Origin of the sequence: Streptomyces sp. NPDC101178 (assembly GCF_044767965.1) — a bacterium.
Classification (GTDB): Bacteria; Actinomycetota; Actinomycetes; order Streptomycetales; family Streptomycetaceae; genus Streptomyces.
The window spans coordinates 19,684-34,980 of sequence record NZ_JBIWOZ010000017.1 but is presented as its reverse complement, the minus strand read 5'-3'; the positions used below and the strand labels follow the sequence as shown (position 1 = coordinate 34,980).

General features: G+C 71.9%; 14 protein-coding genes. 4 read left to right on the top strand and 10 right to left on the bottom strand.

Annotation, left to right across the window (positions count from 1 at the left end; translation table 11 throughout):
- Positions 1 to 64: 64 nt before the first annotated feature.
- On the bottom strand, positions 65 to 3,412 hold the full coding sequence (locus tag ACIRR8_RS32095; protein ID WP_404071454.1) for a S8 family serine peptidase: 3,348 nt from the start codon (positions 3,410 to 3,412) through the stop codon (positions 65 to 67).
- A 190-nt stretch (positions 3,413 to 3,602) separates the two neighbouring features.
- Here ACIRR8_RS32095 and ACIRR8_RS32090 point away from each other — a divergent pair, with 190 nt between their 5' ends.
- Positions 3,603 to 3,947: a lipid asymmetry maintenance protein MlaB gene (locus ACIRR8_RS32090; protein ID WP_404071452.1), complete on the top strand. Its 345-nt coding sequence runs from the start codon at positions 3,603 to 3,605 to the stop codon at positions 3,945 to 3,947.
- Between the two features lie 81 nt (positions 3,948 to 4,028).
- Here ACIRR8_RS32090 and ACIRR8_RS32085 read toward each other — a convergent pair whose 3' ends face one another.
- From ACIRR8_RS32085 to ACIRR8_RS32075, 3 genes are all read right to left on the bottom strand, one after another.
- On the bottom strand, positions 4,029 to 5,066 hold the full coding sequence (locus ACIRR8_RS32085) for a sigma-70 family RNA polymerase sigma factor (protein WP_404071450.1): 1,038 nt from the start codon (positions 5,064 to 5,066) through the stop codon (positions 4,029 to 4,031).
- Positions 5,067 to 5,176: 110 nt separating this feature from the next.
- Positions 5,177 to 5,893: a L,D-transpeptidase family protein gene (locus tag ACIRR8_RS32080; RefSeq protein ID WP_404071448.1), complete on the bottom strand. Its 717-nt coding sequence runs from the start codon at positions 5,891 to 5,893 to the stop codon at positions 5,177 to 5,179.
- A gap of 146 nt (positions 5,894 to 6,039) precedes the next feature.
- The gene (locus ACIRR8_RS32075; protein ID WP_404071446.1) at positions 6,040 to 7,350 is read right to left on the bottom strand and encodes an MFS transporter; all 1,311 of its coding nucleotides are present in this window, start codon (positions 7,348 to 7,350) and stop codon (positions 6,040 to 6,042) included.
- Between the two features lie 62 nt (positions 7,351 to 7,412).
- Between ACIRR8_RS32075 and ACIRR8_RS32070 the strand changes: the two genes are divergently transcribed.
- Positions 7,413 to 8,366, top strand: coding sequence for a LysR family transcriptional regulator (locus ACIRR8_RS32070; protein ID WP_404071445.1), 954 nt, complete (start codon positions 7,413 to 7,415; stop codon positions 8,364 to 8,366).
- 199 nt (positions 8,367 to 8,565) lie between these two features.
- Here the strand turns inward: ACIRR8_RS32070 and ACIRR8_RS32065 are convergent, their stop codons facing one another.
- Positions 8,566 to 9,327, bottom strand: a complete 762-nt coding sequence (locus ACIRR8_RS32065) for a dienelactone hydrolase family protein (RefSeq protein ID WP_404071443.1) — start codon at positions 9,325 to 9,327, stop codon at positions 8,566 to 8,568.
- Positions 9,328 to 9,440: 113 nt separating this feature from the next.
- Between ACIRR8_RS32065 and ACIRR8_RS32060 the strand changes: the two genes are divergently transcribed.
- Positions 9,441 to 10,595 carry an adenosine deaminase gene (locus ACIRR8_RS32060; RefSeq protein ID WP_404071441.1) on the top strand — a complete coding sequence of 385 codons (1,155 nt, stop codon included), beginning with the start codon at positions 9,441 to 9,443 and terminating at the stop codon, positions 10,593 to 10,595.
- 145 nt (positions 10,596 to 10,740) lie between these two features.
- Complete coding sequence (locus ACIRR8_RS32055) at positions 10,741 to 11,043, top strand: hypothetical protein (RefSeq protein ID WP_404071439.1); 303 nt, start codon at positions 10,741 to 10,743, stop codon at positions 11,041 to 11,043.
- Between the two features lie 259 nt (positions 11,044 to 11,302).
- On the opposite strand, the gene ACIRR8_RS32050 is transcribed toward ACIRR8_RS32055, so the two are convergent.
- From ACIRR8_RS32050 to afsQ1, 5 genes are all read right to left on the bottom strand, one after another.
- Positions 11,303 to 11,509: a PspC domain-containing protein gene (locus ACIRR8_RS32050; protein ID WP_404071437.1), complete on the bottom strand. Its 207-nt coding sequence runs from the start codon at positions 11,507 to 11,509 to the stop codon at positions 11,303 to 11,305.
- Between the two features lie 134 nt (positions 11,510 to 11,643).
- On the bottom strand, positions 11,644 to 12,216 hold the full coding sequence (locus ACIRR8_RS32045) for a VanZ family protein (RefSeq protein ID WP_404071435.1): 573 nt from the start codon (positions 12,214 to 12,216) through the stop codon (positions 11,644 to 11,646).
- A gap of 168 nt (positions 12,217 to 12,384) precedes the next feature.
- On the bottom strand, positions 12,385 to 13,023 hold the full coding sequence (locus tag ACIRR8_RS32040) for a hypothetical protein (RefSeq protein WP_404071433.1): 639 nt from the start codon (positions 13,021 to 13,023) through the stop codon (positions 12,385 to 12,387).
- Complete coding sequence (locus ACIRR8_RS32035; RefSeq protein ID WP_404071431.1) at positions 13,020 to 14,579, bottom strand: ATP-binding protein; 1,560 nt, start codon at positions 14,577 to 14,579, stop codon at positions 13,020 to 13,022. The genes ACIRR8_RS32040 and ACIRR8_RS32035 overlap by 4 nt, the downstream gene beginning before the upstream one ends.
- Entirely contained in the window at positions 14,576 to 15,253 is a 678-nt protein-coding gene (gene afsQ1 / locus ACIRR8_RS32030; protein ID WP_078533099.1) for a two-component system response regulator AfsQ1, read from the bottom strand. Before afsQ1 ends, ACIRR8_RS32035 begins: the two co-directional genes overlap by 4 nt.
- Positions 15,254 to 15,297: the final 44 nt, after the last annotated feature.

Below are 15,297 nucleotides of genomic sequence, written 5' to 3'. Positions count from 1 at the left end.
CGCGGAGGGGATCTCCGTGCGGCGGGCCGCCGTTTGTGCGAGGTCGACTACCGCTCGTAGGCGGTCACTTGCCCAGGTACGCGTTGTAGATCCGCACCGTGGACTTGTTGCCCTTCTTGTCGGTGAGGTTGGCGGCGAAGGAGATGGCCTTGTTCTTCGCCGGGTTCTTCACCGTGATCCTGCCCTTCTTCACGGTGACCTTCTTCCAGGTCTTGCCGCCGTTGTAACTGACGTACGTCGCCAGCGACTTGAGGTTCTTCCCGGCGGCCGAACCCTGCACCGTCACCGGCACGGAGACGGTCCGGCCCGCCGTGGCGCGGCCGTCGGTGGTCAGGGCAGGCGTGAAGCGGACGGTGGAGGCCGGGAGCTTCGTGGACGCCTTCTTGGAGCGGAAGGTGAAGCTGACGTCCACCCGGGTGGAGAGGGCGCTGATCTTCGCCGTGTGCCGCACCGACGAGCTGAGCCGGTAGTCGGCGCTGCCCGCCGGGACCGTGAAGTAGTCCCAGCCCTGGAGCGGGTCCTTGGTCTGGGCGTACTTCTTGCCGTTGCGGTGCAGCACCGTGGTGACCGAGGAGAACTCCGGCGCGCCGTCGTTGCCCCTGCCGTCCGCCAGCAGCGGGACGAAGCCGGCGATCTCGTTGCCTTCGCGGTAGATGCCGTCGTAACCGGCCAGCCGCGGGCCGAAGACCCCGGTGTTCACGGTCTTCGTATAGGACTTGCCGCCCTTGTAGGTGGCGGGGTTCCCGAGGGAGTAGGCCGACTCGTAGATCGGGTAGCCCTGCTTGTCCTTGCCGCCGATCTGCGCGAACTCCAGGGCCCAGCGGGCCTTGTCGCTGGTGGCGAGGCGGACCGTACGGACGCCGGGCAGCGCCTGGCGGGCGGGCGCGCCGTACATCCCGTAACCGCCCGGCAGCTCGGCGATGGGCCAGACCTCGCCGGTCTTCTTCTTGACCGCGCCGACGCCCATGGTCAGCTTCACCGTGGCGAACTGGTTGGCCTTGTACGTACGGCTGACGCCCGTGGCGAACTGCGTGACCTTGCCGCCGAACGCGATGTTGTAGTCGCCCGCGCCCTTGTTCCAGCTGCCGGCCCACCGCTGGCTGAGCGAACCGTCGGTGATCTTCGGGCCGATGTGCGCGGTGCGGAGCGTCCCCTTGGGGCCGACCGCCCAGCCGTAGGTGGTGTCGTAGTCCTTGGTCGCGACCGTGTACTCGGTCTCGATGCCGCGGAGCGTGGTCCCCTTCACCGGCAGGGTGATGGCGGCCGGCTTGGTCCTCCGCGCGTCCAGCGTGATCGTCGTGTTCTTCGTGATGCTCAGCTTCGGCTGGACGAGCCAGTCGACGTCGTACTTCCTCTTCGGGTCCGTGACGACGCTGCCGTTCAGCACGAAGGTGCCCCTGGGCACGCGGACCGTGGCCACACCGTTCTTGAAGGCGGACGTGTACCAGGAGCCCTCGGCGCTCGCGCTCAGGCCGTCCAGCTCGGCGTCGGCCGCGGGCGCGGCCTTGCCGGTGCGGCTGACGGCCTTCAGCGTGACGTCGTACGACTCGCGCTCGCGGTCGACCGCGGCGGCGGTGCGGACGGTCTGGCCGCCGCCGGTGGCCACGACGTACGCGGAGTACGAGCCCACCTCGGCGCCGCCGAGCCGGGTGTCGGCCGTCAGCTCCACGGTGGCTGTGCCGCCCGCGGGCACGGTGACCTGCGAGGCGCCGAGGGTGAAGAAGCCGGCCGGAGCGGGCTTGCCCTTCGGGCCGGTGCCGGCGACCGTCACGTCGAGCGTGACGTCCGTCGTGCCGAGGTTGCGGTAGGTGACCGGCTTGGTGACCGGGACGTCGTCGGTGTGCGGCCACTGCTGCACCCCGAGGTTGACCGAGACCTCCTCGCTCACCACGGTCTGGGTCAGCGCCCGGTCCACCGCGATCCGGCCCGTGCCCTGCTGGAACGGTGTGTAGGCGCCCGGCTTGGTGGAGGACGCCAGCACGTTCTTCAGCTGCTGGTACGTCCACTCCGGGTGCTGCTGCTTGAGCAGGGCCGCGGCACCCGCGACGTGCGGCGTGGCCATCGACGTACCGTCGATCGTCAGATAGCCGGCCGGGTTCTCACCGACCTCCTTGGCGATCTCCGAGCCCGGGGCGGAGGCCGCCGTGATGGCGACCCCGGGGGCCGTGACGTCGGGCTTGATGGCGCTGTCGCCGACGCGCGGGCCACGGCTGGAGAAGCTCGCCAGCTTGTCGTTCACGTCGACCGCGCCGACGGTCAGCGCGGCGTCCGCGCTGCCCGGCGAGCCGACCGTGCCCGCTGCGCTGCCCTCGTTGCCCGCCGCGATGGCGAACAGGACGCCCTTGGTGGCCGAGAGCTTGTTGACCGCGGCTTCCAGCGCGTCCACCTCGGGGGTGTCCATGCCGCCGAGGCTCAGGTTGACGATGTCGGCGCCCTGCGCGACCGCCCACTCCATCCCGGCGAGGATGCCGGAGTCGTCGCCGAACCCGTCGTCGCCGAGGACCTTGCCCGCCAGGAGCTGTGCGTCCGGCGCGACACCCTTGAACTTCCCGCCGGACCTGGCGCCCGAGCCGGCGGCGGTCGAGGCGACGTGGGTGCCGTGACCGATGCGGTCCTTGAGGTCGGGCGACTTGGTGAAGTTCTTCGCCGCGACGATCTTGCCCTTGAGGTCGGCGTGGGTGCCGTCCACGCCGGTGTCCAGGATCGCGATCTTGACGCCCTTGCCGGTGTAACCGGCCTTCCAGGCGGTCGGCGCCCCGATCTGGGCGACGCTGCGGTCCAGGGTCGCCTTGCGCCTGCCGTCCAGCCAGATCCGGTCGATGCCGGCCGCGGTGGTGCGCTGGGCGTTCCCCGTCCGCTCGCTGGTGAGCGCCTGCCACAGGTCCGGGGCGTCCGCCTTCGGCGTCGCGACCGACTGGGCGTTCAGCGAGGTCAGGCTCCGGCCGATCCTGGTCGCGCCCGCGTCCCGGACCTCCGCCTTCGCCGCTGCCTGCGCGCTCTGCGCGCCCCGGTAGCTGACGATGAGCCGCAGGTCCTTCTTCTGGGCCCGGCGGTTCTCCGGCCGGTTCAGCTCGGTGATGTCGAAGAGCCGCCGGTCGAGCTTGCCGGAGGCGATGAGCCGCTGGGCGTCGGCGGGTATGACGAGCGTGCGCCCGTCACGTATCTGCTTGTGCACCGGGATGCCGTCGCGTCCCTCGGCGGGCTGGAAGCCCACGACCCGGCCCTTGGCGTCCACCGACACCCGGTCGCCGGTGACCAGCGTCAGCTGGTGCGAGGCCTTGCCCGTGGCGCCGGAGGCCGCCTTGGCCACGGCTGCGGGCGAAAACGGCTGTGCGGCGGCGGGCGTGGTCATGCCCGCGGCGAGTGCGACGGCGGCGGCCGCGGCGACAGCCGGGACCCCTGCCCTCTTCACGTGTCTGCGCAACTCTCCCCCTGGAGAATGAGGCGGTTCCTCTGAACCGTTCACACAACCTAGAGGGAGAAAAACGTGAAGAGGTTCGCAAGAGATGTGTACGAGTTGTGAGTTGGGTCTCTCTGGCCGGAATCCTGCCTCCGACGCGATGAGTTTCGGTCAGCCGACCGGTCCTCCCGTTGTGGCAGCCATGAATCCGATCGTTTTCACCGTCACCGGACGCGTCACCCGTGACGCCGTACCGGCCCTCTGCGCGGAGCTGGAGACCTTGCTGAACGACCCGGCCGGACGGGCCGCTCCGGTCGAGTGCGACGTGGGCGGCGTCGAGCGGGCGGACCTGGCGCTGGTGGAGGCGGTGGCCCGGCTGGCGCTGGTCGCCCGCCGGGCCGGCCGGCAGCTACGGCTGCGCCGGGTCGGGCCCGAACTCCAGGGCCTGCTGGACCTGGTGGGGCTGGCGGACGTGGTGGCGCTGGAGGGGCAGGGCGTGGAGGGGCCGGGAGTGGAGGGGCCGGAGGAGCGGGTGCCGGGGCCGTGACGGACCGGCCCGGTGAGCCCGGGGCTGTGACCGGCCGGCCCGTTGAGCCCGCCGGCCCGGTCAGCCCGCATCCGTAACGGTTCAGCCGGTCTCCGTCACCGCCGGAAGCCGGTCCGGCAGCCCGAACAGCGGGAACCAGCGCTCCACGTCCAGGAAGCAGTGCATCCCCGACACCGCCCCGTCCTGGACGTCGATGACCTGGACCGCCCACGGCACGAAGCCGGACCCCTCCGGATCGGGCTTGTAGTGCGCGAAGCCCGGGGAGCCGTTGACCGCCACCGGCACCAGCCGGGAGCCCGCGCACGCCGCGCCGATGGTCGTCATGAAGCCCGTGATGTCCGAGGTGCCCCGCAGCCACAGGTCGAACGGCGGCATCGTCATCACCGCGTCCTCGTGGAGCAGCGCGGTCAGAGCGGCCATGTCGTATCCCTCGAACGCCTTCACATAGCGCTCCAGGAGCTTCTGCTGCTCCTCGTCGAGCGGGTCGGCCGCGTCCGGAACCCGGCCCTCCTGCTCGGTCAGCGTGGCGCGGGCCCGCTGGAGGGCGCTGTTCACCGAGGCGACGGAGGTCTCCAGCAGCTCGGCGACCTCGGCGGCCTTCCAGGCGAGCACCTCGCGCAGGATCAGCACGGCCCGCTGCTTGGGCGGCAGGTGCTGGAGGGCGGCGACGAACGCCAGGCGCACCGACTCCCGCGCCACGGCGGCCTCCGCCGGGTCCTGGACGGTCGGCAGGATGCGGCCGTCCGGCATCGGCTCCAGCCAGACGTTCTCCGGCCGGGGGCTGAGCGCGGCCTGGGCGAGCGGGGTCGGGCCGGTCAGATCGACCGGGCGGGCCCGCTTGTTGCCCGCGCTCAGCATGTCCAGGCAGACGTTGGTGGCGATCCGGTAGAGCCAGGAGCGCAGGGACGAGCGGCCCTCGAACTTGTCGAAGTTGCGCCAGGCCCGCACCAGGGTGTCCTGCACCGCGTCCTCGGCCTCGAACGCGGAGCCGAGCATCCGGTAGCAGTACCCGGTCAGCTCGGTGCGATGGCCTTCGAGCCGGGCATCGACACCGCCGTCCCCGGCCCCTTCGGCCCCCGCCCCCGCGTCCGTGGCCGTCGTCGTGGTCAGATCGCTCATCGCTCCACCCCTGTCGCGCGGCCGCGCCGCGGCCTCCGTCACCCGGTACGTCGGAAGCTACCGCAGGGCACTGACAGCAGGGGTGGAAAGAGGCCTACGGCCCGCGTCGATCAGGTCCCGGGCTTGCGCCCGTACACGTACACGTCGTCGCCGTTCTTCAGCAGTTTCCAGTATGCCTTCGCGTCGGCGGGGCGCATGTTGACGCAGCCGCCGGAGCCCGGCGGGTTGTACATGGACTTGGTGACCGAGTGGAACGCCTGGCCGCCGTCGAAGAACTGCGAGTACGGCATCCACACCTTGTAGATCGTCGACCAGTGGTTGATGTTGCGCCAGTAGACCTTCTTGGCGCCGGTACGCGTCTCCGCGCCGTCCCGCCCGGTCCGCACCGGCACCGGTCCGTACGTCAGCTTCTTGCCGTCCTGGATCCAGCTCAGCTGCCGGGTCAGGTCGACGCAGGCGATGCGGCCCTTGTTGGTGGGACACTTCCCGGCCTTGTTCGGGTTCTTCCCGGCCGCCTTCTGCGCGAGCATCGTGTTCATCGTGCGCCAGGTCAGCGGCCCGGCGTACCCGATGGTCGGGGTGATCCCGTGGGCCTTCTGGAACTTCTGGATCGCCTTGCAGTCGGCCGCCGACTGCTTGCCGTCCACGGGCCGCTTCAGGAACTTCTCGACCTGCTTCTGGTACGGCCCGGTGGAGGTGGAGCAGGAGGCCGCCTGGGCCGTGGTGCCGGTGCCCAGGACCAGGGCGGGTGCCGCCACCAGCCCCGCCACGGAGAGCGCCACCCCGCGCCGCAGCCGCCCTCCGGATACGTATCCCTTCACACCCATGTCCCCCAACTCCCCTTCGCCCACAGTAGTTTTGTGGCTACGTCTGGTAGACGCGCGAAGGGGAGGAGTGGTTGCACGGGGCAGGTCTCGGTTGCGTCGCGTTCCGGCATAGCCGGAATTACGACCTCCGGTTCGGGCCCGTCGAGCTAGCGTGCCGCCGGCACCAGTGCCCGCCGCTCGGCCCGCGCCACCCGGGTCCCGTACAGCGTGACGGAGACGACGCCGAGCACCGCGAGCAGCCCCAGCGCCACCGTCGCCGCCCAGCCGCCCGCGTGGAAGGCGACCGCGCCCAGCGTGCCGCCCGCGCTGGAGCCCAGGTAGTACGCCGACTGGTAGAGCGCCGACGCCTGCGCCCGGCCCGTCGTGGCGGTCCGGCTCACCGAGGACGAGGCGACCGCGTGCCCGGCGAAGAACCCGGCCGTGATCAGCACCAGCCCCAGCAGCACGGCGGCCAGTGACTCCGACAGCGAGAGCAGCAGCCCGGCCGCCGTGGTCGAGACCGCGAGATAGAGCGCGCCCCGCCGGCCGAGCCGGGCCACCAGCCGTCCGGCCGCGGCGGAGGAGACCGTACCGACCAGGTAGACCAGGAAGATCGACCCGACGATGCCTTGCGGCAGCGAGAACGGCTCCTCGACCAGCCGGAAGCCGATCACCGTGTAGACCGCGCCGAACACCGTCATGAACAGCGCGCCGATCGCGTACAGCCGGACCAGCAGCGGATTGCCCAGGTGTGTGGCGACGGTCTTCGCGAGCGCCTTCGGGTTGAGGGTGCCGGGGGTGAAGTTACGGGCCTTCGGGATCAGGAAGTGGAAGGCGACGGCGCACGCCACCGCCAGCAGCCCGACCGCCGCGAGCGCCGCGCGCCAGCCCCAGGCCTGCGCGACCCACCCGGTGAGGATGCGGCCGCTCATACCGCCGATGCTGTTGCCCGCGACGAACAGCCCGATCGCGGCGATCAGCGCCTTGGGCCGGACCTCTTCGGCGAGATACGCCATCGCGGAGGCCGGAAGCCCGGCGAGCGCCGCGCCCTGGATGGCCCGGAGCGCGATCAGCCAGCCGATCGAGGGCGCGAACGGCACCAGCATCCCGACCAGGACCGCGACGGTCAGCGAGGCCGTCATCATCTGCCGCCGCCCGAACCGCTCCGACAGGGCGCTCAGCGGCAGCACGCACAGCGCCAGCGCGCCGGTCGCCGCGGAGACCGTCCAGCTCGCCTGGCCGGCGCTCACACCGTACGAGGCGGAGATCGCGGGCAGCAGGGCCTGGGTGGAGTAGAGGAGGGCGAAGGCGGCGAGACCCGCGGCGAAGAGCGCGAAGCTCATCTTGCGGTAGCCGGGGCGGCCGGGCTCCAGCCGCTCGGCAGAGGCCGGCGCGGCGGCGCGGGAGGTGATGACGGGGGACGACGGGGCAGAGGCATCCACGACGACGGTGGATGCCCCGGTATCGGCGGGAGGCATACGTCGAACGTAGAGCGCCACGTTTCATGCGTCCAATGCACGAAACCGCCATAATCGATCCCATGGCGCATCAACGCAGCTCACAGCCTCGGCTGTCACCGAGCAGTTACGAAGAAGACATCCGGGCCGTCCTCGCTCCCCGCCTCGCGTACTTCGAGGCCGTCGCCCGCCACGAGCATGTGACCCGCGCCGCACACGAGCTCGGCGTCCCGCAGTCCACGCTCTCGCGGGCCATGGTCCGGCTCGAAGCGGACCTGGGCGTCGCCCTGTTCGCCCGCAAGGGCCGCACCGTCTCGCTCACCCCGGCCGGCCGCACCTTCCTCACCTCCGCCGAACGCGCCCTGGCCGAGGTGGAGAAGGCCGCCGACGCGGTCCGGGCGGACGCCGACCTCACCACGGGCCGGGTCTCCTTCGGCTTCCTGCACACGATGGGCTCGGAGACCGTCCCCGCCCTGATCCGCGCCTTCCGCGCCGACCACCCGAAGGTCCGCTTCCAGCTCGTCCAGAACTACGGCGAGGCCATGATCGAACGCCTCCGCGCGGGCGGCCTCGACCTCTGCCTCACCTCACCCGTCCCCGACGCCCCCGACCTGGTCACCCGCCGCCTGGACGAACAGCGCCTGCGCCTGGTGGTCCCCGACGACCACCGCCTCGCCGCCCGCCGCCGCATCCGCCTCGCGGAGGCCGCCGACGAGACGTTCGTGACCCTCGAACCCGGTTACGGGCTCCGCCGCATCACCGACGACCTCTGCGCGGAGGCCGGTTTCACGCCGCGCGTCGCCTTCGAGGGCGAGGAGGCCGAGACCTTGCGCGGCCTGGTCGCCGCCGGGCTCGGGGTGGCCCTGCTGCCACCGCCCGCGGTGGCCAGACCCGGCGTCGTCGAGCTGACGGTCACCGCCCCGCGCGCGGTCCGTGAGATCGGGGTCGCCTGGCTGGACGGCCACCCCGACACCCCGCCGGTCGCGGCGTTCAAGCGGTTCCTGCTCTCGCGCCGGGGGAACCTGCTGCCGGACTGACCTGCGTACCGGAACCTGAGAGGAGGGGAGAGCCGACCGGCACGCGAGAATGGCCCGGTGAATCGTTCCTCCTCGTCGCTTTTCTCCACGCCGTCCGGACGCCCGAGCCTGATGGGTGTCACCTTCGCCGCCGTCGTGGGGTCGGTGCTGCTGGTGCGGCGGCCGGGAGGCGGACCTACGGCCTGATGCCGTACGGCGTTCAGTGCCGCAGCGACCGCCCGAACCCGGCCGCCAGCGGCATCCGCAGACCCAGCGGCGGCGGCGCGGCCAGCGCGTCCTTGACCGGGCGTGCGTAGGAGCGGGCGAAGAGCGAACCCCGGACGAAGTCGGCTGCCAGCGCCACCACTTCGGAGCGGTGCTGGCGGAGCGCGTGGCCGTCCGAGTGGACCTCGAAGCGGCAGGTGTCCCGGTTGGACTTCTTCGCGCGCTCGGCCAGCCGGTACGACAGCTCCGGGTCCGTGCGCTCGTCGTTGGTGCCGTGCACGATCAGCACCCGCCGCCCCACCAGCTGCTTCACCGGCTCCGGCTCGGCGGCCGCGTGCTCCGGCAGCCACGGGGCCATCGCCAGGACCGAGTTGACCGACCCGTGCCCGGCGGCCCGCAGCGCCGCCCGGCCGCCCATGCCGTGGCCGACCAGGCAGACGGGCACGTCCCCGTACCGCCGCTGGATCTCGTCGGCCGCCCAGGCCGCGTCCTCCGCCGGATGCGCGTCGGTGTCGTTCCAGCCCCGGTGGCGGTAGCGCAGGACGTGTACCGCAAGACCGTCGCCCTCCCCGGCGCGCGCCAGCGCACGGGCGAACGGCAGCTGTATCGCGTACGACAGGGATGATGGACGGCGCCGCGAGTCGGGCTCGCCGTCCGGGAGCAGCAGGACCACGCCGCTGACCTCGTATGGTGCTCCGGCCGTCGAGACGGCCCGTCCCAGCCTGGCGGCAGGCAGGGGGAGTGCGCGCTGTGCCATGACAGAACAGTCTCAGAAGAGCAGGTGTACTCCACCCGACTTTCCGGTCACTGTTACGCATCGACGGAAGGCGCCGACAAGCGCTCTACGCGCGTAGGCGCTACAGTGCCCAGATGACGAGCCAGACCCTGAATGTCCCTGATTCCGACCAGATCCGGCGCGCCCCCAAGGTGCTGCTCCACGACCACCTCGACGGCGGCCTCCGCCCGGGCACGATCATCGAGCTGGCCCGCGCCCAGGGTTACGCGTCCCTCCCCGAGACCGAGGCCGACAAGCTCGGCGTCTGGTTCCGCGAGGCCGCCGACTCCGGTTCGCTGCCCCGGTATCTGGAGACCTTCGCCCACACCTGCGCCGTCATGCAGACCCGCGACGCGCTCTTCCGGGTGGCCGCCGAGTGCGCAGAGGACCTGGCCGAGGACGGCGTCGTCTACGCGGAGATCCGGTACGCCCCCGAGCAGCACCTGGAGGGCGGGCTGACCCTCGAAGAGGTCGTGGAGGCGGTCAACGCGGGCTTCCGCGAGGGCGAGCGCATCGCCCGCGCCAACGGCCACCGCATCCGCGTCGGCGCCCTGCTCACCGCGATGCGCCACGCGGCCCGCGCGCTGGAGATCGCCGAGCTCGCCAACAGCTACCGCGACCAGGGCGTCGTCGGCTTCGACATCGCGGGCGCCGAGGCCGGCTTTCCTCCCACCCGCCATCTCGACGCGTTCGAGTACCTCAAGCGGGAGAACAACCACTTCACGATCCACGCGGGCGAGGCCTTCGGCCTGCCGTCGATCTGGCAGGCCCTCCAGTGGTGCGGCGCCGACCGGCTCGGCCACGGCGTCCGGATCATCGACGACATCGAGGTCGCGGCGGACGGCTCGGTCGCTCTCGGCCGCCTCGCCTCCTACGTACGGGACAAGCGCATCCCGCTGGAGATGTGCCCGACGTCCAACCTCCAGACCGGCGCCGCCACCTCGTACGCCGAGCACCCGATCGGGCTGCTGCGGAAGCTGCACTTCCGCGTCACCGTGAACACGGACAACCGCCTCATGAGCGGGACGAGCATGAGCCGGGAATTCGAGCTGCTGACCGAGGCATTCGGATACACGCTCGACGACATGCAGTGGTTCACCGTCAATGCGATGAAATCAGCTTTCATTCCTTTCGACGAACGTCTCGCGATGATCAACGAGGTCGTCAAGCCCGGTTATGCCGAGCTGAAGTCCGAGTGGCTCTTCCGGCAGACCGCTGTGACCAGCGGATCTGCCGCCGCCGCGAGCTGACGTTCGGCGTCTGTTCGACGCGGGGAAGATGGCCGGGATGCGAAATCCCGGCCATTTTTCGCGTGTCGGCATGTTTGCGGTCGGGGCGGCGGGATGACTAACTTGCAGAGCCGCTCACATCCCCTTCCCCAAGGATGAATTCTTCATGAAGAAGACCGCTGCCAAGACTCTCGGTGTCGCCGCTCTCGGTGCCGCTTTCGCCGCTGCCGCCGCCGGCAGCGCCTCCGCCGCCCCCTCGCTGCCGCTCGACTCCGTGGCCGGTGCGCTCCCCGTCTCCACCATGGCACTGGACGGCGTCGCCACGGCGGCCCAGAACGCACCGGTCCAGCAGACCGTCGACAAGGTCCTCGGCGGCGAGGCCACCGACGCGGCCGCCCCGGTCACCGGCCTGCTCGGCGGACTGCCGACCCAGGGCCTCACCGCCAACGGCATCCCGCTCGGCGGCTGACCGCAGCACCTGAGCACGCATGTGGGGGGGGCCCCCCCCGCCCGGGGGGGGGCCCCCCCGGGAGTTAGAGGGCCCCGCGGCCGGGGGCGGCACCCCGGCGGCGCGGGCGGGGGGGGCGGCGACCCCGGCCCGCGCCCCCCCCCGGCCCCCACCCCCCCCCGGCGGCCCCCCCCCCCCCCCCCCCCCCCGGGGGGGGGCCCCCCCGGGCCGGGGGGGGCCCCCCCCACGGTCATGTACGAGGCCGCCTCGGCCGGTCGCGTCACCAGGCCGTCGCGGACGAGGAGGACTTCTCCGCGGGCAGCAGCGCCCACAGGGCCAGATACAGCAGGAACTGCGGGCCGGGCAGCAGGCACGAGACGACGAAGATGACGCGCATCGTGGCGGCCGAGGTGCCGAAGCGCCGTGCCAGACCCGCGCAGACACCGCCGATCATGCGTCCTTCGGTGGGGCGGACCAGTGCGGCCATGGTGGGCTCCTTCGCGAACCGTAGCGGTGGGAGCGGGACCTGTCCGTGTCCTGCTCCGCCGGGAAGCCGGGAGCCGTTCTGTGCTGCTCCCGATGTATCCATGATGCGTTGGCGAAGAGGGACAAAGCATCGCTCTACGGGGCGATGCCGACCCTGGTAATCGTCGGGGTCGAACCCCCAGGGGCCTCGTCCCGCGGCAGGGTCTCCTGCCGGTACCTGGGAAGGTCCCGTACGCCCGGCACGCCCCGGCGGCGCAGGCGGGCCCGGCAGACCGGGACGACCAGCAGATGGGCCAGGACCACGCCGACGGTGTTCAGCAGCACCGAGTCGATGTCGACCACCTGGCCCGGCACCCCGGTCTGGCCCAGCTCGATGGCGAGCGAGATCAGCGCCCCGGCCGCCATCGTCCGCAGCAGCGACACCCAGTGCGAGACGAAGATCCGGCCGCCGGCCATCGGCAGCAGCACCCCGAGCGGGGCCAGCAGCAGCAGCGCCCCGCCGATCCGGCGTACGGCCTCGGACGGGCCCAGCGCGAGATCGGCTCTGATGGAGGCGAGCGGCTCGAAGTTGGCGGCGGTGATCCACGGAACGTCCAGCGGGCGCAGCGTCAGCCACCCGACGAGCAGCAGATGTGCGAGGAGGAGAGTGACCCCCGCCGCGCGGAAGCGGATGACGGTCTGACCGTCCGAACCTTGACGCACGTCCACCAAGACGCCACGACCGGCCGGATCGGTTCCGCGACTTCGCCGGAGGCCGTACGGAACGGCGCACCCGCTCCCGTACGGGCAGGTGGTCAGCGGTTCCGTCCCGCGGCCTGCCCGCGGTCCCGTACCAGCAGGTGGGCAGCGGTTCCCTCCCGTGGCCCGCCCGCGCCCTCAGCCCCGTACGAGCACGTCCGGAACCGTCCCGTCCTGCGGCCGCGCCTTCGTCTGCGAGGTGCAGAGATAGCCGCGCGGCCGGTAGTCGCCGGGCCCGCCGAGGACCACCGAGCCCTTGGTGACCAGCGCCTCGTTCTCCGCGTACGTGCACACCAGCTGCGCCAGCGCCTCCTCCGAGAGGTCCTCGGGCTGGCTGCTCAGCCGCAGGGCGCCCGCCGGGTCGCCGGCGCGGGAGGGCTCCAGCCGCAGCCCCGCCGGGACCGCCGTGGAGAACCCGGCCCGCCGCTCGCTCTCCGGCGGCGCCTGCCGCACCTGGTCCAGCAGCGCGCGGGCGGCCACCAGCCGGTCGGCACCACCGGCCCTGCCGCTCGGCACCGGCCGGTCCACGGCCACCAGCTGCGAGGCGCACACCAGGTACACCGGCGCCGCCACACTGTCCGGCGCCCGGGTCGTGACATTCGCCGACGGCAGCTTGCACGGCACCCGGGACGGCGCGGCCCCGGCGTCCACGGGCACGGACGTCGTCCGGATCCCGCACCCGGAGGCGAGCGCGGCCACCGTCAGGACGGCACCCAGCACGGCGACGGCGGCGCGCCGTCGCGGGGCGCGCCCCATCGGCCGGAACGCACCGGTCATGACGCCCCACCGTCCTCACTGTCGTCGCCGTCCCGAGGCCCGCCGTCACGCCCGACGGAGCCGTCCGCCCCGCCGCCGGTGAGCTTCGACGCGTCACGCGGCAGCCGCAGCACGAACACCGCGCCGCCGTCCGCCGAGTTGGCGGCCGTGATGTCACCACCGTGGATGTGCGCGTTCTCCATCGCGATGGAGAGGCCGAGACCGCTGCCCTCCGAACGCGGCCGGGAGGCACTGGCCTTGTAGAAGCGGTCGAAGACGTGCGGCAGCACCTCCTCCGGGATGCCCGGACCGTGGTCGCGTACCTCGATGACCAGCTCCTCGCCCTCCGTCCGCACCCGGACGCCCACCGGCGAACCGCCGTGCTTGAGCGCGTTGCCGATCAGGTTGGCCAGGATCACGTCCAGCCGGCGCGGGTCGAGCCGGACCATCATGCCGCGCTCCGCGTCCAGGTCCACCGCGTCCAGCCAGGCCCGGGCGTCGATGCACGCGGTGACCTGGTCGGCCACGTCCACGTCGTCCAGGACCAGGCGCGCGGTGCCCGCGTCGAAGCGGGTCACCTCCATCAGGTTCTCCACCAGGTCGTTCAGCCGCCGGGTCTCGCTCACCACGAGGTGCACGGCGGGCGCGATCATCGTGTCGAGGCTGTCCGCCTCGTCCTCCAGCACCTCGGCCACCGCCGTGATCGCGGTCAGCGGCGTGCGCAGCTCGTGGGACATGTCCGCGACGAACCGCCGGCTCGACTCCTCCCGCGCGCTCATGTCCGCGACCTTCTTCTCCAGCGAGCTGGCGGTCCTGTTGAACGTACGGGAGAGATCGGCGAGTTCGTCCGTACCGGAGACCGTGAGCCGGGTGTCGAGCTTGCCCTCGCCCAGCTTGCGGGCCGCGTCACCGAGCCGCTGCACCGGCCGCAGCACCGTCGTCGCGGCCGCCTGCGCCAGCAGCGCCGAGCCGATCAGCGCGAGCGTGGTGGCGATCCCGAGCGACCAGGCCAGCGAGTTGAGGTCCTGCCGCTCCTGGTCCAGGGACTTGAGCATGTACCCGGTCGGTCCGCCGCCGATGATCCGCGTACCGGCGACGAGGTACGGCGTGCCCGCGATGCTCGTACGCTGCCAGAACAGGTGGTACTCGTGCTCGTTGTTCGAGGTCAGCGGCTGCTTGCGGGCCACCTGCTGCCGCAACGGTTCCGGTACGTCGTCCCGGGTGAAGGTGTCCAGGTCGGAGAAGCCGACGATCGGCTTGCCGCGCTCGCGCTCGTCCACCAGCAGCACGTCGTAGCCGGGACCGCCGGAGGCCATCTGCCCGGCGGCCCGCTGGAGATCGTCCTTGGTGGGCCGCACCGGCAGCGCCGCCGCGGTGTCCTGCATCTGCCGCCGGAAGTCGTCGAGCGCGCTGTCCTGCGTACGGGTCAGCACGGCCTCGCGGTTGAGCCAGTACGCGATCCCCGAGGCGGACACCGCCGCCGTGAGCGCCACCAGCGCGAACACCACGACGAGCCGCAGCCGCAGACTGGTCCAGCGCAGCCCCGCCCGCAGGGACCGCTTGGCGCGTTCGGTCACTGAGGAGAGTCCAGCCGGTAGCCCACGCCCCGTACCGTACGGATCAGGGTCGGCGAGGACGGTACGTCCTCCACCTTGGCGCGCAGCCGCTGCACACAGGCGTCCACCAGCCGCGAGTCACCGAGGTAGTCGTGCTCCCACACCAGCCGCAGCAGCTGCTGGCGGGAGAGGGCCTGGCCGGGCCGGCGGCTCAGCTCCAGCAGGAGCCGCAGCTCGGTCGGCGTGAGCTGCAGATCCTCACCGCCCTTGGTGACGGTCATGGCGGAGCGGTCGATGACCACGTTGCCGAAGGTCGCCGAGTCGGTCGACTCACGCTCACCGCGGCGCAGCACCGCCCGGATCCGGGCGTCCAGCACCCGGCCCTGGACGGGTTTGACCACATAGTCGTCCGCGCCGGACTCCAGTCCCACCACGACGTCGATGTCGTCGCTGCGCGCGGTCAGCAGAATGATCGGCAGCTGGTCGGTGCGGCGGATCCGCCGGCACACCTCGAAACCGTCGATCCCGGGCAGCATCACATCCAGCACGACCAGGTCGGGCCGCTGCTCGCGCAGCAGCTCCAGGCCGTCCTCTCCCGTCGCCGCGGTGGCCACACGGTGGCCCTGGCGTGACAGCGAGAGTTCGAGGGCCGTGCGGATGGCGTCGTCGTCCTCGATCAGCAACAGGAAAGGCACGAGCGTCATTCTGGCCCATGGTGGCGCTTCAGTTCGACCTGTGG